Raw genomic sequence first — 20,635 nt, forward strand, 5'->3', positions numbered from 1 at the left:
TCTCGAATGTCGCGGGATGGCCCCGTCAACGCGGATCGGTACCGGCCGTCCCGCCGGCGAGGGCCGCGAGCAGCGCGGCGATCACCGGTCGGGTCGAAAGGGGATCGGCAGGGTCACGCAGGGCCTGGGTCAGATCCCGGCGCAGACGTACGCGCTCCGCCTCCGTCGACTGCCGATGCAGCACGGCGCCCAGTTCACGCACCGTGGGCTCGGCTCCGACGTGGCTGGCGAGGCATTCCAGGGTCAGGCGCAGCGCGGCGATGGCCGACGAGCGGTGAGGCAGGCTACGGAGAGCCTCGGCCCAGAGGGCCCCCACCGGCTCGATCGCCTCCCACCGCTGGCGCAGCAGGTAGGCCACCACCGGCTCGGCGCGTTCGAGGTGCTCCACGGAGAGCACTTCGAGGACCGCGTTTGTCGCGTGCCACGCGATGCGGGGCTCCGGGGCCTGGGTGAGGGTGCGACGCAGCCGTACCCTCAGGCGCTTGAGCAGGAGCGTCGCCGCCCCCGGGTCGGCCGCAGCGGTGCAGAACAGCAGGCCCAGCGAACGGACGGCCAGATCACGGATGGGCTTCCCCCGGGTGGACAGATGCCAGAGCCAGGGCTCCGCCTCGGTGTGGTAGCGGATGCCGAGCGGGCCACCGAGCGCCATCGCGGCAGTCACCGCCGGTCCCTGCCCCTTTCCGTCGGACCAGTTCAGGACCAGTTGCAGTGCGATCGGTGCCAACGTGTCGTCGGCGGCCATGCAGGACAGGACCGACATCGCGGTGAACCGTGTGGCGGCACGACCCTTTGCCCACCCGACGAGGATGTCCCGCACCTGAGGGGCGGCGTCATGGTTTCGGGCGAGCAGGGCCATCCCGAGGGCGAGTTGCAGGCGCACCTCCGTGTCACGGGACGTGGCCAACTCGTCGATCCAGGTCCGCAGCGGACGCCAGAGCCGGTAACCGCACTCGTACAGCTCGTGGAGCACGTACTCACGCATGCCGGCGGCGACGAACTCCACACGGCGTTCGGCCCACCCGAGATCGTCGGCGGGGTCGACACCGGTGCGGCGGGTCACCAGTCCGCCGTCCCGGTAGAGGTTGCGTCGTTCCTGTAACGGCTCGCGCGCTGACGTCTCCGGCACCGGAGGCAACGCGTTGCCGGACCGGGCGAGTTCCTCCGCGCGGTCGACCTCGCAGAGCCGGGCGTGCGCCTCCTCGAACTTGCGTTCGGGGAGCCCGTGCACGAAGGCGAGTGCCGTGACCCGGAGCAGGTCGGACCAGGACGTGGTCTCCGCGAACCACTTGGCTACCCGGTTCCGCTCGTGGTGTTCCGCCTCGGCCAGGGCGACGTCCACACCCTGGCCGAGACGGTCCAGCAAACGGACCATCTCGCCGGGGAGACGGAGTTCGGCCACCCGACACCGGATCCGCTCGGCGGCCTCGGCATCGAGGGGATTGCCGAGATCGAGGTACCTGTCCAGGACCTTGCCGGTTTCCGGCGGGCTCCACGGCACGGTGAGGTCGTCGTCGCTCCAGCCCAGGTTCTGCTGGTTGGTGGTGAACACCAGGTGGGCCCCGAGGCGATTCAGCCGCTCACCGAGCCGTCTGGCGTCGAACGCCTGCACCGCGACCTCGCGCTTCTCACCGAGCCAGTCGAGGACCACGTATCCACGGCCCTGGACGAAGTCGTACTCGTTGAGCTGAGCCAGGGTGATCGCCGGGGAGAGACCGACGATCCGGCCCCCGGCTCCGGTCCGCCCGCGCAGCAGTTGCAGAGCACCGGTCCGGCGTCCGATCCCGGGTCCGCCGACGAGAAAGACGATCCTGAATTGATCGAGCAGAGCTTCGGCCCGCCGGTGACCGTCCGGCCGTACGAAGTACCGCAGAGCGTGGTCGACCTCGGCAGCCGGGATCCGACCCACCGAGGCCTGGACCTTCGCTATTCCCCCGGCCAGACCGAAGGTCGCCTGGCCCGCGTGCACCTGGCCGTAGAACTGATTGATGACCCGCGCCTCTTGGCGCTGCTCCCAGAGGTCGGGGGTTTCCGGCTCGAGGGGGGCGGCGGGTGGGGGTCCACCTACGGCGGACTGCTCGCCTGGACCGGGGGAGTCCGGCCCGGGCGGTGCCGTCTCGGTTTCTGCTCCGTCCGGTCCGACAGGCGCTTCCGGGTCAACCACGGCTCCCACCAGAGAAGCCGAAGGTGGCGTGCCTGGCGTCCACTCCGCCATGGAAGACGTTCATCACGTCTGCCTCGTGCCGCTGTGGTCGCGGCCCGGGCGCACCCGCCGCAGCCCGGCCGACCGGTTCGTCGGTCGGGCCCTGCCCCTGCTGTGCCTGCCCGGGTGCGGCATCGGCATCGTCGCCGGCCAGATCGAGACGGTGGACGTCGACGCCGGGCACCCGCACCCACGCACTCGCCCGGTACTCCTTCTCCACCACCTGTGCCCGGTGGAAGTCGCCCTCGACGTAGGACGTGTGGTCGCCGAGCACAAGCGCCTGGAAGACGCCGTCGGAGAGAGCCAACGCCAGATTCGCCTGGGGAGCCGCAGCTAGCGCCCGTCGGAGGGGGGTCGAGTTCAGTAGTCGGGCAACCGCCACCACGCCCTGTCCGGCGTACCCGTTCGCTCCGGGGTACGCCGCCCCCTCGGCGATGGCGACTCGGAGTCGTACGCGGTCACCGTCGACCCGACGGCGGTTGAGTCGGTCCAGCTCCGCGTCGAGGTGGCGGACATAGTCGTCGGCGACCCTCGGCTCGTCGCGACCGAGAGGCACGAGAGCGAGCTCGCCGTCCCCCGTAGCCTGGGTCATCCAGGTCGCACGGTCGAGGCCGGCAGCCTTCGCTGCCCGGACGAAGAGCCGGACGAGCAGCTGTTGCAGCTCCTCCTGCGCCCAGTCGACCCGTCTGCCGTAGCTCTCGGCATCCACCGAAACACACAACTTGCGATCAAAGGATCCAACAGAAGTCAATGAAACGGCCTTCCCATACAAGCCACATCGGTCCCACTCGCAACTGTGCGGCAAGAGGTGGATGAGAATCCCGTACTAGTACGGGGTGTGATCTGTCATCTGGCTGACCCGGCGCAGACCTTCCAGGTCCCTGACCACCAGCCGCCGGTATCCCCGCGCGATCAACCCTTGTTGATCAAGATTTGTCAGCGCCTTCTCCGCGGTAGGTAGTGCCACCCCCGCCATCGACGCCAGCTCGCCCTGTCGTAGCGGAAGGCCAAGATCGACGCCCTCTGACGTCGTAACACCGTGCATCTCCGCCAGCCAGACGATGATGCGTCCGATCCGGGTGCGCGAGTCGTAGGCTCCGAGGTCGATACGTTGTCGGTTCGCCCACCGCAATCGACTACTGAAGGTCCTCTTGATCTCCGCGTCGATGTCTGGATGGAGCTTGCTGATTCGGCCAAGTTCGCCCAGCTCGATGCGCCTGGCCGAAACGTCGCCGCACGTAACCACCGTTGCCGAGCGCGGTTCGCCGTCCACTGCTGCCATCTCACCGATGATCTCGCCGCCGACCCGCACGGCGAGCAGCGTTCTTTGGTCGTCGTCATCTACCCCGCGCCGATCGATTGGAACGGCGGCGGCTTCCCCTCGACCCGGCGCTCGTCGCCCAGACCAGTGCGGAACCGCTCGGACGGGCAATCCCGGAAGCGTCCACACCTACTCCCACAGACACGATTCGTCAGTCCTGCCGACGAGATCCGGCGGGATGGAGACATACGGTAGGGCAGGCAGGATAGGGCCACAACAGGCAACGGTTATTTTCTTCTCGACAAGAACCTCTCCGCTCCAACCATTAAGATCAAATTAGATGGTTCGGAGATCATTTCCAGAGCGACAGGCAGCACCCTGAAGGCACTTCCTGGACCGGCGACGCACGCTGTCACAGGCACCTGGTAGGCAACCCGCATGGACTCTGCCGTGTCGTTCCACTCACCCGTCCTGGTCAGCCTGCCGATCGCCGACCGTCGGAAGTCGTACCGCTTCTACCGGGAGGCCCTTGGGCTGACGGCCGTGGGCGAACCGGCCTCCGACGGTGTCCCCGAGCCGTTACAGTTCGTCGTCAACGAGGGTCTGCGCCTCATGCTGGTGCCCAGCGGTGGTTTCGGCTGGGTCATCGGCCCTCACGACGTCGCCCCGCGTGGGCAGAGCGAGTGCGTCCTCAACCTGGGCCTTGCCTCCGCCGAGGAGGTCGACCGGGCGGTCGAGCGGGCCCGGGGCGCCGGTGCCGAGGTCGTCACCGAGCCCGCGCAGCAACCCTGGGGATACACCGGCACCTTCGCCGACCCGGACGGGCACCTCTGGATGCTGACGGTGCCGCCCGCAGGCTGACACGGTCGGCCCGCCTACCGGCCGCGCACTCTCCGCCGGTCGCTGGCGTGCGGCCCGGTCGTAGCGTCCGGGCCACAACGACAGCACGCCGGCATCGACCGGCCAGGACGAGGAGTACCACCCGACGTCCTTTGGAACTGCCCCGTCTGTGCGCCCAGACTCCGACTGCTGTCGGACCCCGTTCGCCGCTGGCGGTAGACGCCCCAGCGGGTCACCGCCAGCGCCTCCGGGGTTGCCCGGGATTGCTGCCCCGTCCGTGCGGGCAGCTCTACAGCGTCTGCAGGGGGTGCGTCCCGCCCGCCTGCCCCCATCCGCCGGCACTGTGGTCGACCTGCGGCCGGGCCAGGCGACCACGACTATGACTGCTCCGCCACGTAGGTGCCCCGCTGCGGCACGGTCATTGCGAGACCGCGTTCGCGCAGTAGGCGGGTCGATCTTCGTACAGCCGGTAGGGCTACGGAGGCTGAACGAGGTCAGCGCTCCACGGCCCCGCCGGGCGCCCAACTCGGGACGACACGCCCCCACCGGTACGGCACGGCCCGTCCGCCCTCCCGCCAGCCGGGCCGCTTCGTCACGCTTCGACGAGCGATGAGAGCAGCGCTGCGGTCTCGGCCGGGCGGACCAGTACGCCGACATGGCTGACGTCGAGCGACCGGACGTCGAACCGGTTGTCGGGGGTCAGCGCGTCGGCCTCGGCGATGAACCGGTCCTGGAGGGCAATCGGCATCGAGCGATCGGCGGTAAGCCGTACGTAGGTGCGCGGGATCGTGCCCCAGGTCGCCGCGTCGGCCCGTTCCTCGCCGGGGTCCAGGCTCTCGTCCGGCTCCAGGGTGTTGAGGTAGCCGTAGAACTCGTCGTCGGTGCCCTCGGCCAGGCACGCCTCCCGGAGCGTGGCGAGCAGCTTCGGATCGGCGGTACGCCAGTTGAAGCGCAGCGCGCCGAGTTCCATCGGATTCGCGGCAATCAGGTCGGCGACGTCGTTCAGGGCGCTCGACGCGTTCTCTGCCGAGGTCTGGTAGCCGGCCGGGGTGTCGTCGACGCAGCACCACGCCGAGATGTACACCAGCCGGTCCACCAACTCCGGCGCGGCATTGCCGACCCCGGTCAGGGTGAGCCCGCCCCGGCTGTGCCCGACCAGGATCACCGGCCCGTGTGCGCGCACCCGCCGCAGCACATCCAGCACGTGCGCCACGTTGTCCGCGTGGCCGATGCCGGCCATCGCGCTCGGTATGGTCGCCAGCGCCGCGAGGTCCTGCGGTGCCTGGTACGCCGCTGGGAACGTCGCGCCGAAGCCGTGCCCGGGCAGGTCGACGGCGAGCGAACGGTGGCCGCGCAGGGCCAGTTCGCGCTGCATGGGCGCCCAGGTGAACGAGTTGCTGCCCGCACCGTGGACGAGAACGAAGGTCGGAGCGGTCATTCGACGATCCCCTCGGTACGGGCCCAACGCAGCAGTTCCGCCTCGGCGGCGTCCCGGTCGAGCGGGCCGTTCTCCAGGCGGACGTCCTTGAGGTGCTTCCAGGCCCGTCCGACGATCGGCCCCGGCGGTACGCCGAGCAACTCCATGATCGCGTTGCCGTCCAGGTCGGGACGGACCCGGGCCAGGTCCTCCTCGGCCGCGATCCGGGCGATCCGTTCCTCCAGCGCACCGTAGTCCGCCGCGAGCTGGGCGGCCTTGCGCCGGTTGCGGGTGGTGCAGTCCGAGCGGGTGAGCTTGTGCAGCCGGGGCAGCAGGTCACCGGCGTCGGTGACGTACCGGCGGACCGCCGAGTCGGTCCACTCGCCCCGGCCGTAGCCGTAGAAGCGAAGGTGCAGGCCGACCAGCTTGGTGACCTGGGCGGTGACGTCCTTCGGGTAACGCATGGCCTTCATCCGGGCCTTGGTCAACCGTGCGCCGACCACCTCGTGGTGGTGGAAGCTGACCCGCCCGTCCGGGCCGACCGCCTTGGTGGCCGGCTTGCCCACGTCGTGCATCAGGGCGGCCATCCGCAGGATGAAGTCCGGGCCGTCGTCCTCCAGCGCGACCGCGTTGCCGACCACGGTCAGGGTGTGCTCGTAGACGTCCTTGTGCTGGGCGTGCTCGTCGATCTCCAGCTTCAGCCCGGTCAGTTCGGGCAGGAACCGCTCGGCCAGCCCGGTGTCGACCAGCAGCCGCAGCCCGGTGATCGGGTCACCGCCGGTCAGCAGCTTGGTGAACTCGTCCCGGACCCGCTCGGCGGTGATCCGGTCCAGGTCGGCGGCCATCTTGGTCATCGCCACGCGCACGTCCGGGTGCACGGCGAAACGGAGCTGCGCGGCGAACCGCGCCGCCCGCAGCATCCGCAGCGGGTCGTCGCCGAAGGACTCGCGAGGCGTCCCCGGGGTACGGATCACCTTCGCGGCCAGGTCGTCCAGGCCGCCGTACGGGTCGGTGAACCGGTGCTCGGGCAGGCTCACCGCCATCGCGTTGACGGTGAAGTCGCGCCGCTTCAGGTCGTCGCTCAGGTTCGTCCCGTACGCCACCACCGGGTTGCGGCTGACCTGGTCGTACGACTCGGCGCGGAAGGTGGTGATCTCCAGCCGGAGGCCGCCGCGCTGCGCGCCGATGGTGCCGAACTCACGCCCGGTCTCCCAGATCGACTCGGCCCAGCCCTTGAGCACCGTCAGCGTCTGGTCCGGGTGGGCGTCGGTGCAGAAGTCGAGATCCTCGCCGAGCCGGCCGAGCAGGGCGTCCCGGACCGAACCGCCCACCAGGTGCAGTTCGTGGCCGGCGCGGGCGAACCGGCGGCCCAGTTCGTCGGCGACCGGGGAGACGCGGAGCAGTTCGGCGACGGCGTTGCGCTGCGCTGCGGTGAGCTGGCGACGGTCGGCGACGTGGGGTACGGAGGCTTCGGACATCGGAGCGCCAGCCTAGCGGTCCGGGGGGTGAACCGGTCCGCCGGGCGCGACCTGGGAACGCGTTGACTAATGTCTTGGTCGTGTACGGGCCCGTGCCCAACCATCTCGTTCCCCTGGAGGCTCGATGAGCGGCGGGCTCTACCGCAGCGCGAACGCCGGCTGGGGAGACGACCGCCGGCCGGACGGTGCGACCTACATTTCCGCCGAGCCGCTGAACCAACCCGCGCTGGAGTCGACCGCCCCTCCGCCGGAGCAGGTGGCGGAGACCAGCGCGGCGACGAACAGCGCGGTGATGGCGATCGGCAGCCTGGTCAGCCGGGGCACGGGTTTCCTGCGCACGCTCGCGCTGACCGCCGCGCTCGGCGGCGCGCTGGTCGGTGACGCGTACACCACCGCGCAGATCCTCCCCGGGATGGTCTACGAGTTCCTACTCGGCGGCATCCTGACCAGCGTCCTGATCCCGGTGCTGGTACGCCGCCGCAAGGCCGACGCCGACGGCGGTCAGGCGTACGCCCAGCGACTGCTCACCCTGGCGGTGGTCGCGCTCGGCGTCGCGGTGCTGCTGGCGTTGGTCTTCGCCGGGCAGCTCGCCGCGCTGTACGGCGGTGACCAGTCGGGTGAGGGCTACCCGAAACTGGTCAGGACGCTGTCGTACCTGATGCTGCCGATGATCTTCTTCACCGGCCTGAGCGCGTTGATCAGCGCGGTGCTCAACACCCGGGGGCACTTCGCCGCCCCGATGTGGGCGCCGATCCTGAACAACCTGGTGGTGATCGGCACCGCCGGGCTCTACATCGCCATCTTCGGCGCGGAGATCATCAAGCCGGAGGAGATGACCAACGGCCGGATCCTGCTGATCGGCGGCGGCACCCTGCTCGGGGTGGTCATCCAGTCGTTGGGACTGCTCCCGGCACTGCGCAAGGTGGGCTTCCGGTGGAAGCTCCGCTTCGACTTCCGGGCGCTGGGCCTGGCGGAGCTGGGCCGGCTCGGCGCCTGGATGTTCTGCTACGTCGCGGTCAGCCAGGTCGGCCTGATCGTCCTGTTCAACCTGCTCAACCGAGCCGGCGGCGGCAACAAGGCCGGTCCGCTGATCTACAACAACGTCTTCCTGCTGCTGATGATGGCGCACGGGATCATCGCCGTGTCGATCATCACGGCGCTGATGCCCCGGATGAGCGCCGCCGCCGCCGACGGCCGGTACGCCGACCTGGCTGCCGACCTGTCCCGGGGCACCCGGACCGTGTCGGCGGTGCTCGCCCCGATCGCGGTCTGCTACGCCGTGCTGGCCACCCCGCTGTCGATGACCCTGTTCGGGTACGGCGCGTTCACCGACGAGAACGTCGAGGCCACCTCGCTGGTGTTGCTGGTCGCTGCGGTCGCGCTGGTCCCGTTCGCGGTCAGCCAGCTCTTCACCTTCGCCTTCTACGCGCTGCCGGACACCCGCACCCCGGCCCTGATCAACATTCCGGTGGTGGCGCTGCGGATCGGCGTACAGATCGTGCTCTTCGCCGCGTTCTCGGCGAGCTTCGCCGCCGCCGGCATGATGATCGGCAACGCGGTGTCGTACCTGGCCGCCGCGATCGCCTCGGCCTGGCTGCTGCGCCCCCGGGTGGGGCGGATCGGACTCGGCGCGATCGTCCGGACCCTCGGCCGGGTGCTGGTCGCCGCCGCCGGGGCCGCGCTGGTCGGCCTGCTGGTGATCTGGCTGCTGCCCGGCGGCGACACGCCGAGCCGACTGGAGGCGATCGTCCAGCTCGTGGTCGGCGGGGCGGTCATCGCCGGCACGTACCTCGGGCTGGCCATGCTGCTGCGGATCAGCGAGATCACCGAGGTGGTCGGCATGGTCCGCCGCCGGCTCGGCCGCTGATCCGCGACCCTGTGGACAGTGCGTGACGGTGGATCACCAACCTGGGGATGTACCTGTGGATAACTCAGCGAGCCACCGCTCACCTACCGGTTCGGCCTGTGGATAACCGGCCGTACGGATGAGCATGACCAGACGATCGGGGGGAACCCGTCGGCGGTCGACCCGGTCGCTCGGTTTCGGCGGGCCCCTCCGGTCACCGCTTGCAGTCAGCCTCTAGATTTGGCACGTACATGTGCCAGCAACGTGGCAGACAACGGTCGTGACCGGACACACCGCCCATAACCGACACCCTGTGCGGGTACGGCGGCAAGATGACATGTCGGGGAGAGACGCAACCCAGGTAAGGTCGCTCTCGACGGGTACGGCCGCCGGCGGCGCTCCGCGTCGACGACACGAGCCGGTTCCTTGACGAGGCAGAGCGGGAAAGCCACATGCCCAGCAGTTCGGGTCCATCGATCGACACGATCACCGAGGGAGGACGGGTGACCCAGGTCGGCGAGGGTCAGGAGGCGGAGGAGAGCGCTCCGTCCGTCATGACCTTCGGTGCTCCCACAGTCGGTGAGATCCTTGCCGAGCGGTACGAGCTGGTCGAGCACATCAACGACGACAGTGCGGGCCGGCAGGTCTGGCGTGGGGTCGACGTCATCCTGCGCCGCCCGGTCGCGGTCGTGCTGCGGCACCCCGGTGGCGACTCGGCCACCGAGATGCTCCAGGCCGCGGTCGCCGCCAGCCGGGTGATCCACCCCAACCTGGTCGGCGTCTACGACGCCATCGACGAGGCCGAGCGGGCGTACGTGGTCCGCGAATGGGTGGACGGCCGGTCGCTGCGCGAGCTGACCGCCGAAGGTCCGCTGGACCCGGCGCGCGCCACCAGCATCGGGCACGCCGTGGCCAGCGCCCTGGCCGCCGTGCACGCCACCGGCATGGTCCACGGCAACGTGCACCCGGGCACCGTGATGATCAGCGACGACGGCCGGGTGGTGCTCGCCGACGCGCGGACCGACGGCGCGGACAGCCAGGAGAACGACATCCGGGCGGTCGGCGGCGTCCTCTACTTCGCGCTGACCGGGCACTGGCCGCACAGCGAGGCCCCGCTGCACGGCGCCACCGCCGGGCACGGTCGGGCCGCCATCCCGGACGCGGTCCGGGACGCCAACGGCGGCCTCGCCGCCCCCCGGCAGATCCGCGCCGGTGTGCCGGCGTACCTCGACGACCTGACCATGGACCTGCTCGACCGGCAGATCGCGCCGCCCTCGTCGGACGTGCTCACGGCCGAGCTGAGCCGGCTGGACGTGCCCGCCGACGAGCAGTACCTCGAACAGGCCGGCCCGCTCCGGTTCACCTCCGACAGCGAGGACGAGCGCACCCCGCTGTCCCCGGCCGGTGGCCGCAAGGTGGTGCTCGGTATCGCCGGCCTGCTCGTGGTCGCCCTGGTCGGCCTGCTCATCGGCGTCACCACCCTGCGCGGCGGCGAGGACGACCCGGGCGGACAGGCCGCGAACCCGACCCCGGCCGCCAGCGACGACGCCCCCGCCCCGGCGCCGGCGGCCATCCGGACCCTGAAGCTCGGTCCCGATCAGGTACGCGTGATCGACCCCGACAGCAGGGCCCGGGACGAGTTCGACGGCATCGAGAAGGTCGTCGACGGCGACCAGGACGAGGCGTGGCAGACCGACAGCTACTACAACGCCAAGTTCAGCAACCTCAAGGACGGCATGGGGATCCTGATCGACCTCAAGCAGCCCCAGACGGTGAAGTCGGTGGAGGCGCTGCTGTCCAACCGGGGCGCGACCGGGCACCTCTATGGCGGTGCGGCCGACCAGCCGTCCACCTCGGCCGGCGACAAGAGCCTCGTCCAGGCGTACAAGAGCAACCAGATCGGCCCGACGCTGGAGAACCACGGCGCGAAGATGGTCTTCGACGGGTTCGAGGCCGACCAGAAGTACCAGTACCTCCTCTTCTGGGTCACCGACCTGCCGGAGGTCGATCCGGGCAGGTTCAAGCTCATCGTCCAGGAGATCACGGTCCAGGTGCAGTGAACCGGCGGTCACGGCGATCTGACCACCCCGACCACGGGATGTGGCGATGACCGGGCGCGGCGCGGACGCGGGTGGTGGGCCGGCCGGTCCGCCACCCCTGGTCACCGCTGCCACTGACGCCGAACTGCTCGCCGCCCACGTCGCCGGGGACCGCGACGCCTTCACCGAGCTGTTCCGGCGGCACCGTGACCGGCTCTGGGCGGTGGCGGTCCGCACCATCGGCGACCGGGAGGAGGCGGCCGACGCCCTCCAGGACGCGCTGCTCTCCGCGCACCGCGCGGCGGCCCGGTTCCGGGGCGACTCGGCGGTCACCACCTGGCTGCACCGGATCGTGGTCAACGCCTGCCTGGACCGGATGCGACGCCGGCAGGCCCACCCCACCGTGCCGCTGCCGGACGGCAACCGTTCCGACGACCCCACGGCCACCGGCGGCGTCGAGCCGGCCGCCCCCGCCCCGGACCACGACACCGCGCTGGTGGTCCGGCAGGCCCTCGGGCAACTCCCTCCCGAGCAGCGGGCCGCCCTGGTCCTGGTCGACGTGCAGGGTTACCCGGTGGCCGAGGTGGCCCGCATCCTCGACGTGGCCGAGGGCACGGTGAAGAGCCGGTGTGCCCGGGGCCGGGCCCGGCTGGCCGTTCTGCTCGGGCATCTCCGCACCGGTGCTGACGGGCCGTCGGACGGCACCGGGGGCCCCCGGCCGGGCCGATCGGACGTGCCCGGCGTCACGAGCGGGAACCCCCGAGCACCCGAGGGCGTCGGATCAGGGCCGGGGCGATCCCGGAAACACACCGACCAGAGGGAGAACACGTGACGGCCGGGCGGTTCGGGGAGGTCGATCACGACCTGCTCGCCGACTACGTCGGTGGCGCGCTGGACGGCACGCCCGACGAGGCCACGGTCGCCCGGCTGGTGGCGGAGGACCCGGCATGGGCTCGGGAGCACGACGAGCTGACCGCAGCGACGGCCCAGGTCGGCACCGCGCTGGCCGCCTGGGGCGCGTCGACGTCCACCATGCCGGAGACGGTGGCCGACCGTCTCACCGCCGCGCTCGCCGGGGCCGGTCCGGCGGCACCGGCGACCGTGCCCGCCCAGGCGTCGCCGTCGCCGGCCACCGCTGCGAGCGGCGCATCCGGCGGCGAGCCGAGTCGGACGGTGGCCGTGGTCGGCACGTCCCCCCGTCCGGCCTCCCCCGGTCGTACCCGGCGGCGCTGGTCCCGTCGGACGGCCCCGGTGCTGGTCGCCGCAGCGGCGATGGTCGCGGGTGGCTTCGGCGTCACGCAGCTCGTCGGCCTCGGGGCCGGGCAGCGGGACGCGGGCTCCGCACCGGAGAACGCGATCGCGGGCGACGCGTCGGCCGGCGGCTTCCGGCTCGCCACCGACCCCACCCGCACCGGCACCAGCTACACCCCGGACACCGTCGGCACGGTCTCGACCGGCCCGAAGGTGCTCTCCACCGACAGCGCCAGCCCGACGGAGCAGCCCGGATCGGACCCGCGCCGGCCGCAAGGTGTCACCGACCTCGACCGGCTCACCGACCGGGCGGCGCTCGACGCCTGCCTCGGTGCGGTCGGCGCGGCCCACGGCCGGGGACGGATCACCGTGGACCGGGTTGAGTACGCGGCGTTCCAGGGTGCACCGGCGCTGGTGGTCGGCCTGGTGGACGCCGAGGGCGATCGCTGGGTCGTGGTGACCGGGCCGGAGTGCGGGGTGCCGGGATCCGGCGCGGACACCCGCTACCGGGCGCAGGTAGGGTGAGGTCGCGGTCGCCGGACGTCCGACCATCCACGTGACGTCACCCACCGGACGCGCGGGCCGGGAATCCCCACTTCGTACGATGACGTTCTGGATGTCAGTCGCCGACGATGCCAGGCGTCGGTACTCGGATCGACGCCGGTGCGCGCGCCGGTGTCGAACACACACACTCGGGAGACGGCAGTGGACGAGGTCCGCAACCTGATCATCATCGGCTCAGGGCCCACCGGATACACGGCGGCGGTCTACGCGGCGCGCGCCAACCTCAAGCCGCTGGTCATCGAGGGCGTGCAGTCCGGTGGCGCGCTGATGACGACCACCGAGGTGGAGAACTTCCCCGGGTTCGCCGACGGCATCCTCGGTCCCGAGCTGATGGACAACATGCGCAAGCAGGCCGAGCGGTTCGGCGCGGAGTTCCTCACCGACGACGTGACCCGGGTGGAGCTGGTCGACACCGGCACGCCGGGTTCCGGTGCGACGAGCACCGTCTGGGTCGGCGAGACGGCGTACCGGGCCCGCGCCGTCATCCTGGCCACCGGCTCGGCGTGGCGTCCGCTCGGCGTCCCCGGCGAGCAGGAGTACCTCGGCCACGGCGTGTCGTCCTGCGCCACCTGTGACGGCTTCTTCTTCCGCAACCAGCACATCGTGGTGGTCGGCGGCGGCGACTCCGCGATGGAGGAGGCGAGCTTCCTCACCCGGTTCGCCGAGTCGGTCACCATCGTGCACCGGCGCGACTCGTTCCGGGCCAGCAAGATCATGGCGGAGCGGGCGCTGAGCAACGAGAAGATCAAGGTCGAGTGGAACACCACCGTCGAGGAGATTCTCGGCGCGGACAACAAGGTGACCGGTGTCCGGTTGCGTAACGTGCACACCGGCGAGGCAAAGGTGCTCGACGTCACCGGCGTCTTCATCGCGATCGGCCACGACCCGCGCAGTGAGCTCTTCCGGGGGCAGGTCGACCTCGACGACGAGGGTTACGTCCGGGTCGACGCGCCGAGCACCCGCACCAACATCCCCGGTGTCTTCGCCGCCGGCGACCTGGTCGACCACACCTACCGGCAGGCGATCACCGCCGCCGGCACCGGCTGTGCCGCCGCGCTCGACGCCGAGCGGTTCATCGCCACCCTGAGCTGACAAGCCCGTAGACAGTCCCGGAGGAGGGTCATAGTGGGTACAACGACGGCGGTCACCGACGCCAGCTTCGCCACTGACGTACTGAAGTCCGACAAGCCGGTACTGGTGGACTTCTGGGCCGAGTGGTGCGTGCCGTGCCGCAAGGTCGCGCCGCTGCTGGAGGAGATCGCGAGCGAGATGGGCGACCAGGTTCGGATCGTCAAGCTCAACATCGACGAGAACCCGGAGACCGCCCGGGCCTACCGGGTCATGTCCGTGCCGACCCTCACCGTGTTCAAGAACGGCGAGCCGGTGCAGTCGATCGCCGGTGCCAAGCCCAAGGGCGAGCTGGTCAAGCTGATCCAGGCCGCGCTCTGACCGACGCGTTCCGGAGCCCCGTACCCGTCCCGGGTGCGGGGCTCCCGTCCGTTCCCGGGCCGTCGTGTGCCGACACCGGACCGCCGTGCACCGGGGTGCCGGACCGCTTCCGGCAACCGGGAACGCAGCGTCACCGGCCACGGTACGCTCCGTAAGCGTCCTCGACGACGAGAGCCCCTGCGTACCGCGGTGGGTGGCGAGAAGTCAGCAGCCGCTAAGGGGGTCATCCGTGCGTCCGATCCGCCCCGGTGACCGGGGACCCGCCGTACGCGAGATCCGCCGGGTCCTGACCGACCTCGACCTGCTTCCCCCAGAACGGAGCGTCGACGCGTTCGACGCGTCCACCGAACGGGCCGTCCGGGCCTTCCAGCAGTCCCGTGGGCTGAGCGTGGACGGGCGGGTCGGCGCGGAGACCTGGCGGGCGTTGGACGCGGCCCGCTGGCGACTGGGCGCCCGCACCCTCTACCACGCCGTGCCCGAACCGATCACCGGCGAGGACGTACGGTCGTTGCAGGAACGTCTCCTGGAGATGGGGTACGACGTCGGCCGCGCCGACGCCATCTACGGCGCGCGCACCGCACGCGCGCTCGCCCAGTTCCAGCGGGAGGTGGGACTGACCCCGGACGGTTCCTGCGGCCCGCACACGCTGGACGCGCTGCGCCGGCTCGGCCGGAAGGTGGTCGGTGGCCGTCCGCAGTGGCTACGCGAGTCCGACGCCATCCGCCAGTCCGGGCCGACACTGGTCGGCCGGACGGTGGTCATCGACCCCGGCCACGGCGGCACCGACCCCGGTGTGGTGGTGCACGACGGGCCGCTGCGCTGGAACGAGGCGGACCTGGTGCACGACCTGGCCAGCCGGCTGGAGGGACGGCTCGCCGCAGCGGGCGTACGCGTGCAGCTCACCCGGGGACCGTCGCCGGGCCGGTGCCTGCCGGACACCGACCGGGCCGAGCTGGCCAACTCCCTCGGCGCGGACGTGTTCATCTCCCTGCACACCGACGAGCACCACAATCCCGCTGCCGAGGGCGTGGCCACCTACCACTACGGGACGGACAACGGCGTCACCTCGGCCACCGGCGAACGGCTGGCCGGCCTGGTGCAACGCGAGATCGTCGTCCGGACCGGGCTGCGGGACTGCCGTACCCATGCCAAGGCCTGGGACCTGCTCCGGCTCACCCGGATGCCGGCGGTCCGCGTCGAGGTCGGCTATCTCACCTCGCCCGAGGACCGCCGCCGGCTGGTCGACCCCCGGTTCCGGGACCGGATCGTGGAGGCGATCGTCGCCGCCGTGCAGCGGATGTACTTCCCGATCGAGCAGGACGTACCGACCGGCTCGATCGACGTCAGCGAGCTGCGCGCCGTGGTGGCCGCCGGCCGCGCGCCGGAGTGACCCGGGGCCCGGCACGGCGAGCCCTCCCGGGACGTCAGCCGGTGGTGGTGCTGGTGGCTGGGCGGACCGGCCGGAGCAGAGTCTCCGGGCTCATCGAGCCGAGCAGCTTCTCCAGGGCGTACTCGACGTCGGATTTCCAGGACAGCGCGGTGCGCAGTTCCAGCCGCAGGCGCGGATAGCGGGGGTGCGGGCGTACCGTCTTGAAGCCGACCGAGAGGAAGTAGTCGGCGGGGGCGACGCAGCCGCCGGAGGCCAGGTCGTCGACGTCGCCGAACTTCGCGTCCCCGAACGCCTCGATCGCCTTGATGCCACGCTTGGTGAGATCCCGGGCGACCCCCTGCACCAGCATGCGGCCAAGCCCACCCCCGGCGAACGAGGGGACCACGTGCGCGGTCATCAGCAGCGCGGCGTCGGCGGAGACCGGAGAGGTGGGGAAGGCCATCGAGCGGGGCACGTACGCCGGTGGGGCGAACATCACGAACCCGGCCGGCATGCCGTCGACGTAGACGAGCTTGCCGCAGGAACCCCACTCCAGCAGGGTCTGCGAGACCCACGCCTCCTTCTCCAGACCCGGGTCACCGGCGGCACAGGCGCGGTCGGCGGAGACCGGGTCCAGCTCCCAGAAGACGCACTGCCGGCACGGACGGGGCAGGTCTTCCAGGGTGTCGAGGGTCAGGCTGACCAGACGTCGCGACATTGGCGCATCCCCACAATAGGCTTGGAGGTGACGACACCGCGGAGCACGCCGCCGCGTTTGTCCCCGACGAGCGATCGTACGCCGCAACACGCCGCGGTGGGAGGGGACGCGCGAACACCACCGAGGAGAAGGTCATCGACGCGGTCCGGGATGTGGACGCCTGCTCACGTTCCATACCCGTCCCGACCAGCACGGACTAGGATCGACCAACCGGTGTCCCGCGTCACCACGGGCCGTCCGGCGGAGACAGGGGCGTCGCCGCGGCGGTCCCCGACCTGGGCGGGAGCCACCCGAGGGAAACCGATGAGGTGATGTCATGACCGGCACGACGCTCGACGACTACACCGACCGGTACGCACGACGCGTGCGGGGCATGACCGCGTCGGAGATCCGCGCGCTCTTCGCCGTCGCCAGCCGGCCGGAGGTGGTGTCGCTCGCCGGGGGTGCGCCCTACATCGCCGCGCTACCGCTCGACGCGGTGGGCGAGATGCTCGGCCGGCTCGGTGCCGAGCACGGGACCACCACCCTCCAGTACGGCATCGGCCAGGGCCTGCCGGAGCTGCGCGAACGGATCTGCGAGGTGATGGCCCTCTCCGGCATCGACGCCTCGTGCGGCGCGTCCCCGGAGGACGTGGTCGTGACCGTCGGCGGGCAGCAGGCCCTCGACCTGGTCGCCCGGCTCTTCCTCGATCCCGGTGACGTGGTGCTCGCCGAGGGGCCCACCTACGTCGGCGCGCTCGGGGTCTTCCAGTCCGCCCAGGCCCAGGTCGTGCACGTCCCGATGGACGACGAGGGGCTGATCCCGGAAGCGCTGGAGGCGGCCGTCGCCGACTGCGCCCGGGCCGGACGGCGGGTCAAGTTCCTCTACACCATCCCCACCTACCAGAACCCGGCCGGCGTGACGCTGAGCGAGGAGCGGCGCGAGCGGGTGCTCGACATCTGCGAACGGGCCGGTCTCCTGGTGGTGGAGGACGACCCGTACGGGCAGCTCGGCTTCGAGTCGGAGGCCCCCCGGCCGTTACGTGCCCGCCGCCGCGACGGCGTCTTCTACCTCAGCACCTTCTCCAAGACGTTCGCCCCCGGGTTGCGGGTCGGCTGGATCCTCGCTCCGCACGCGGTCCGCGACAAGCTGGTCATCGCCAGCGAGGCGCAGATCCTCTGCCCCAGCGGGTACGCCCAGGCCGCCGTCTCCGCCTACCTGGGCACCATGCCCTGGCGGGAGCAGCTCAAGGTCTACCGCGAGGTCTACCGGGAGCGGCGGGACGCCATGCTCACCGCCCTGGCCGACCTGATGCCCGCCGGCACCACCTGGACCCGGCCGGCCGGTGGTCTCTTCGTCTGGGCGACCCTGCCCGAGGGCCTCGACTCCAAGGCGATGATGCCCCGGGCGATCGCCGCCCGGGTGGCGTACGTGCCCGGCACCGGCTTCTACGCCGACGGCTCCGGCAGCAGCCACATGCGGCTCAACTTCTCGTTCCCCGCCCCTGAGCGGATCCGGGAGGGCGTCCGCCGGCTGGCCGGCGTCATGGAGCAGGACATCGCCATGCGGCGGGTCTTCGGCCAGGTCAGCCAGCAGGGACGACGTGGGCAGGCCGGTGCGGACGCGCCCGGACCCGACTTGGCATGATCTCGGCATGTCTGCCAGCCTGACCGACCAATCCGGCTCCACCGGCTCGCCGTCGCCCGCTCCGGCCGTCGGGGAGCTGCGGGTCCTCGTCCTCGCCGGGGGCCTGTCGTACGAACGTGAGGTCTCGCTGAAGTCCGGCCGCCGGGTGCTCGACGCGCTCCGCGCGGCCGGGGTGGAGGCGGACCTCCGGGACGCTGACGTCGCCCTGCTGCCCGCGCTGGCGGCCGACCCGCCGGACGCGGTGGTGATCGCCCTGCACGGCGCGACCGGTGAGGACGGCTCGCTCCGGGGCGTACTGGACCTCTGTGGGATCCCGTACGTCGGCTGCGACGCCCGCTCCGCCCGCCTGGCGTGGGACAAGCCCTCCGCCAAGACGGTGCTCCGCGAGGCCGGCATCCCCACCCCCGACTGGGTGGCCCTGCCGCACGACCGCTTCTCCGAACTGGGCGCGGTGGCCGTGCTCGACCGGATCGTCGACCGGATCGGACTGCCGGTCATGGTAAAGCCGGCGCAGGGCGGTTCCGGGCTGGGCGCCGCCGTCGTCCGGGACGCCACCGCACTGCCCGCCGCGATGGTCGGCTGCTTCGCGTACGACTCGACTGCGCTGGTGGAGCGGTACGTTCCCGGGATGGACGTGGCGGTCACCGTGGTCGACCTCGGGGACGGCCCCCGGGCGCTGCCGGCGGTGGAGATCGTGCCGCGCAACGGTGTCTACGACTACGCGGCCCGCTACACCGCCGGGCGGACGACCTGGCACGCCCCGGCGCGGTTGGCGAACGAGGCGGCGGCCCGGGTTGCCGAGGTCGCCGTCGCCGCGCACACCGCGCTCGGGCTGCGTGACCTTTCCCGGGTCGACCTCATCGTGGACGACTCGGGGCAGCCGCACGTGCTGGAGGTCAACGTCTCGCCGGGCATGACCGAGACCTCCCTGCTGCCGCTGGCGGTCCAGGCCGCCGGGCTCGACTTCGGGCGGGTGCTCGAAGCGCTGGTGGTGCAGACCGCCGCCCGCCGCCCGTAGCAGCCCCACCGGATCTCCCACCACGGCATCAGGGCCGGACGGTCTCCCGTCCGGCCCTGATGCTTCCGTCGTCGTCGGCGTGCGCGAGCGGGCCGTGCACCCCTGCCCCTCATACGGGCATGCCCTGCACAGCCCGTCCTGATCGGGATCCACCCTGGTGCCGGTGCCACCCTGGTGCCGGTGCCGCCCTCGGACGGAACCCACTCCGGGCCCGTGTCGTCTCCGGTCGGATTCTGCGGGGTCAGGCGGTGGCGGCCGGGCGGTCCGTTCCCTCGTCGCCGGTCTGGTCCTCGGGGGCGGGCAGGGTCTCCGGGGCGGTCAGGTCCGGATCGGTCCGTGGGGCGGGAATCCGGGGCACCGCGTCGTCGGTCTCTCCGGCTGCCTCGATCACCGAGCCGGCCTCGCTCTCCACCGGTTCCGACTCCTGTCGGGAGGAGTCGCTGAAACTCGCCGGGGCCTGCCACTGGATACGGGACGGCTCGGCCAGCGGTCGTCCACCGAACTCACCGAGCCAGGCCGCCACCAGGGCCAGATTCTCCCGCCACTGCGCCTCGGAGATCGGCGGCAGGATCGAATCCCACAGGGAGAGGAACGTCCCGCGCAGTTGCAGCCGGCCGTACGGACGAGCCAGGAACCACAGGTGCAGGTGCGAGGAGCCGTCACCCCAACGATTGACATGCACCCGGGCCACCCCGTCCAGCGACCGGATCGCCCGCTCCAGGCGTACCGTCATCACGCCCAGCTCTGCCGCGAGCAGGTTCGGCAGGTCTCCCAGATCGAGGTGGGAGCGGGACTCCAGGATCAGCACCATCGGCAGACCCGTCGGTCGGTCCATCGCCCGGACCCGCCAGCGTTCCCCCACCCAGATGTACGCCTCGTCCGGCGCGGCGCAGGCGGTGCACTCCCGTTCCCCCTCGCCCTTGCGGGGAGGCTCGACCGGAACCGCGTCATCGAGTCGCTTGACGTGGAGGTCGCCCTCGAAGGGGAAGGAGGGCCATTGGGTGAAGTCCGGGACAGCAGGAGGGGTGTGGGGCACGAGGCTGACCCTAACCGAGTCCGAGACCCCCTGTCCCTACCCGAATGCGTGGTCCTGTCGGCACTCGTCGTCAGCGGTCGCGCACGTCGATCCTCGGCCCGCGCCACACCGGCGACCGGCTCGCTCCGGTCGAGTTGCCGCCTCCGCTCGACGCCCACTTTTCCGCGATCGAGGCGCACATCACACCCTTCATCCACAGGCTGGCACCTCGTTTCACGCGCGGTTTCACGTGAAACGAGGCTGCCTGTGGATAACTTCTGTGGATAACTATGACGCCCCCGTTGATGCTGTGGATAACGATCCACACCCTCGGTAGCCCCACCAACTGCTCCCCTTCTCGCTGACCGTGGGCCGCCGCCGATCAACTCGGTGAGGCTCCGATCTCACCGCCTCCCTGCCGACGCGTTTCACGTGAAACCGACGGGCGACGGGCGACGGGCGACGGGCGACGGGCGACGGGCGACGGGCGACGGGCGACGGGCGACGGGCGACGGGCGACGGGCGACGGGCGACGGGCGACGT

Annotated in this window: 17 protein-coding genes; 10 read left to right on the forward strand and 7 right to left on the reverse strand. The window is 71.3% G+C overall.

The window, feature by feature from the left end; all coding sequences use genetic code 11:
• Positions 1-25 precede the first annotated feature (25 nt).
• The 3 genes from ACIBJE_RS18700 to ACIBJE_RS18710 form a co-directional block, all read right to left on the reverse strand.
• On the reverse strand, positions 26-1,906 hold the full coding sequence (locus tag ACIBJE_RS18700; protein ID WP_396749881.1) for a hypothetical protein: 1,881 nt from the start codon (positions 1,904-1,906) through the stop codon (positions 26-28).
• Between the two features lie 247 nt (positions 1,907-2,153).
• Positions 2,154-2,909, reverse strand: coding sequence for a hypothetical protein (locus tag ACIBJE_RS18705; protein ID WP_396749883.1), 756 nt, complete (start codon positions 2,907-2,909; stop codon positions 2,154-2,156).
• Positions 2,910-3,026: 117 nt separating this feature from the next.
• Entirely contained in the window at positions 3,027-3,650 is a 624-nt protein-coding gene (locus ACIBJE_RS18710; protein WP_396749885.1) for a Crp/Fnr family transcriptional regulator, read from the reverse strand.
• A 249-nt stretch (positions 3,651-3,899) separates the two neighbouring features.
• Between ACIBJE_RS18710 and ACIBJE_RS18715 the strand changes: the two genes are divergently transcribed.
• Positions 3,900-4,322, forward strand: a complete 423-nt coding sequence (locus ACIBJE_RS18715; protein WP_396749887.1) for a VOC family protein — start codon at positions 3,900-3,902, stop codon at positions 4,320-4,322.
• 571 nt (positions 4,323-4,893) lie between these two features.
• Here ACIBJE_RS18715 and ACIBJE_RS18720 read toward each other — a convergent pair.
• Both ACIBJE_RS18720 and ACIBJE_RS18725 read right to left on the reverse strand, forming a co-directional pair.
• Positions 4,894-5,739: an alpha/beta fold hydrolase gene (locus tag ACIBJE_RS18720; RefSeq protein ID WP_396749889.1), complete on the reverse strand. Its 846-nt coding sequence runs from the start codon at positions 5,737-5,739 to the stop codon at positions 4,894-4,896.
• Positions 5,736-7,196, reverse strand: a complete 1,461-nt coding sequence (locus ACIBJE_RS18725) for a CCA tRNA nucleotidyltransferase (RefSeq protein ID WP_396749891.1) — start codon at positions 7,194-7,196, stop codon at positions 5,736-5,738. The genes ACIBJE_RS18720 and ACIBJE_RS18725 overlap by 4 nt, the downstream gene beginning before the upstream one ends.
• Positions 7,197-7,320: 124 nt before the next feature.
• Between ACIBJE_RS18725 and murJ the strand changes: the two genes are divergently transcribed.
• From murJ to ACIBJE_RS18760, 7 genes are all read left to right on the forward strand, one after another.
• Complete coding sequence (gene murJ / locus ACIBJE_RS18730; protein WP_396749893.1) at positions 7,321-9,063, forward strand: murein biosynthesis integral membrane protein MurJ; 1,743 nt, start codon at positions 7,321-7,323, stop codon at positions 9,061-9,063.
• 431 nt (positions 9,064-9,494) lie between these two features.
• Positions 9,495-11,102, forward strand: coding sequence for a protein kinase family protein (locus ACIBJE_RS18735; RefSeq protein ID WP_396749895.1), 1,608 nt, complete (start codon positions 9,495-9,497; stop codon positions 11,100-11,102).
• 46 nt (positions 11,103-11,148) lie between these two features.
• Complete coding sequence (gene sigM, locus ACIBJE_RS18740) at positions 11,149-11,913, forward strand: RNA polymerase sigma factor SigM (protein ID WP_396749897.1); 765 nt, start codon at positions 11,149-11,151, stop codon at positions 11,911-11,913.
• Entirely contained in the window at positions 11,910-12,857 is a 948-nt protein-coding gene (locus tag ACIBJE_RS18745) for a hypothetical protein (protein ID WP_396749899.1), read from the forward strand. The genes sigM and ACIBJE_RS18745 overlap by 4 nt, the downstream gene beginning before the upstream one ends.
• Before the next feature lie 180 nt (positions 12,858-13,037).
• Positions 13,038-13,988: a thioredoxin-disulfide reductase gene (gene trxB / locus ACIBJE_RS18750; protein ID WP_088981377.1), complete on the forward strand. Its 951-nt coding sequence runs from the start codon at positions 13,038-13,040 to the stop codon at positions 13,986-13,988.
• Positions 13,989-14,021: 33 nt separating this feature from the next.
• Positions 14,022-14,345, forward strand: coding sequence for a thioredoxin (gene trxA / locus ACIBJE_RS18755; protein WP_396749902.1), 324 nt, complete (start codon positions 14,022-14,024; stop codon positions 14,343-14,345).
• Positions 14,346-14,574: 229 nt separating this feature from the next.
• Positions 14,575-15,735 carry an N-acetylmuramoyl-L-alanine amidase gene (locus tag ACIBJE_RS18760; RefSeq protein ID WP_396749904.1) on the forward strand — a complete coding sequence of 387 codons (1,161 nt, stop codon included), beginning with the start codon at positions 14,575-14,577 and terminating at the stop codon, positions 15,733-15,735.
• Positions 15,736-15,769: 34 nt separating this feature from the next.
• Here the strand turns inward: ACIBJE_RS18760 and ACIBJE_RS18765 are convergent, their stop codons facing one another.
• A complete protein-coding gene (locus tag ACIBJE_RS18765; protein WP_396749906.1) occupies positions 15,770-16,432 on the reverse strand; it encodes a GNAT family N-acetyltransferase in 663 nt (220 codons plus the stop codon).
• A 316-nt stretch (positions 16,433-16,748) separates the two neighbouring features.
• On the opposite strand from ACIBJE_RS18765, the gene ACIBJE_RS18770 reads away from it, so the two are divergent.
• Together ACIBJE_RS18770 and ACIBJE_RS18775 are read left to right on the forward strand one after the other, a co-directional pair.
• Positions 16,749-18,059, forward strand: coding sequence for a PLP-dependent aminotransferase family protein (locus tag ACIBJE_RS18770; RefSeq protein WP_396749908.1), 1,311 nt, complete (start codon positions 16,749-16,751; stop codon positions 18,057-18,059).
• 7 nt (positions 18,060-18,066) lie between these two features.
• Positions 18,067-19,077 carry a D-alanine--D-alanine ligase gene (locus tag ACIBJE_RS18775; protein ID WP_396749910.1) on the forward strand — a complete coding sequence of 337 codons (1,011 nt, stop codon included), beginning with the start codon at positions 18,067-18,069 and terminating at the stop codon, positions 19,075-19,077.
• Between the two features lie 241 nt (positions 19,078-19,318).
• On the opposite strand, the gene ACIBJE_RS18780 is transcribed toward ACIBJE_RS18775, so the two are convergent.
• Complete coding sequence (locus tag ACIBJE_RS18780) at positions 19,319-20,113, reverse strand: hypothetical protein (RefSeq protein WP_396749912.1); 795 nt, start codon at positions 20,111-20,113, stop codon at positions 19,319-19,321.
• Positions 20,114-20,635 lie beyond the last annotated feature (522 nt).

The sequence above is a fragment of the Micromonospora sp. NPDC050187 genome, from assembly GCF_044459745.1.
GTDB lineage: Bacteria > Actinomycetota > Actinomycetes > Mycobacteriales > Micromonosporaceae > Micromonospora.

Bases quoted from the DNA above. Each gene is read 5' to 3' on its own strand.
- ACIBJE_RS18715 (WP_396749887.1), top strand. From the start codon at position 3,900: ATGGACTCTGCCGTGTCGTTCCACTCACCCGTCCTGGTCAGCCTGCCG.
- ACIBJE_RS18720 (WP_396749889.1), bottom strand. From the start codon at position 5,739: ATGACCGCTCCGACCTTCGTTCTCGTCCACGGTGCGGGCAGCAACTCG.
- ACIBJE_RS18725 (WP_396749891.1), bottom strand. From the start codon at position 7,196: ATGTCCGAAGCCTCCGTACCCCACGTCGCCGACCGTCGCCAGCTCACC.
- murJ (WP_396749893.1), top strand. From the start codon at position 7,321: ATGAGCGGCGGGCTCTACCGCAGCGCGAACGCCGGCTGGGGAGACGAC.
- ACIBJE_RS18735 (WP_396749895.1), top strand. From the start codon at position 9,495: ATGCCCAGCAGTTCGGGTCCATCGATCGACACGATCACCGAGGGAGGA.
- sigM (WP_396749897.1), top strand. From the start codon at position 11,149: ATGACCGGGCGCGGCGCGGACGCGGGTGGTGGGCCGGCCGGTCCGCCA.
- ACIBJE_RS18765 (WP_396749906.1), bottom strand. From the start codon at position 16,432: ATGTCGCGACGTCTGGTCAGCCTGACCCTCGACACCCTGGAAGACCTG.
- ACIBJE_RS18770 (WP_396749908.1), top strand. From the start codon at position 16,749: ATGACCGGCACGACGCTCGACGACTACACCGACCGGTACGCACGACGC.
- ACIBJE_RS18775 (WP_396749910.1), top strand. From the start codon at position 18,067: ATGTCTGCCAGCCTGACCGACCAATCCGGCTCCACCGGCTCGCCGTCG.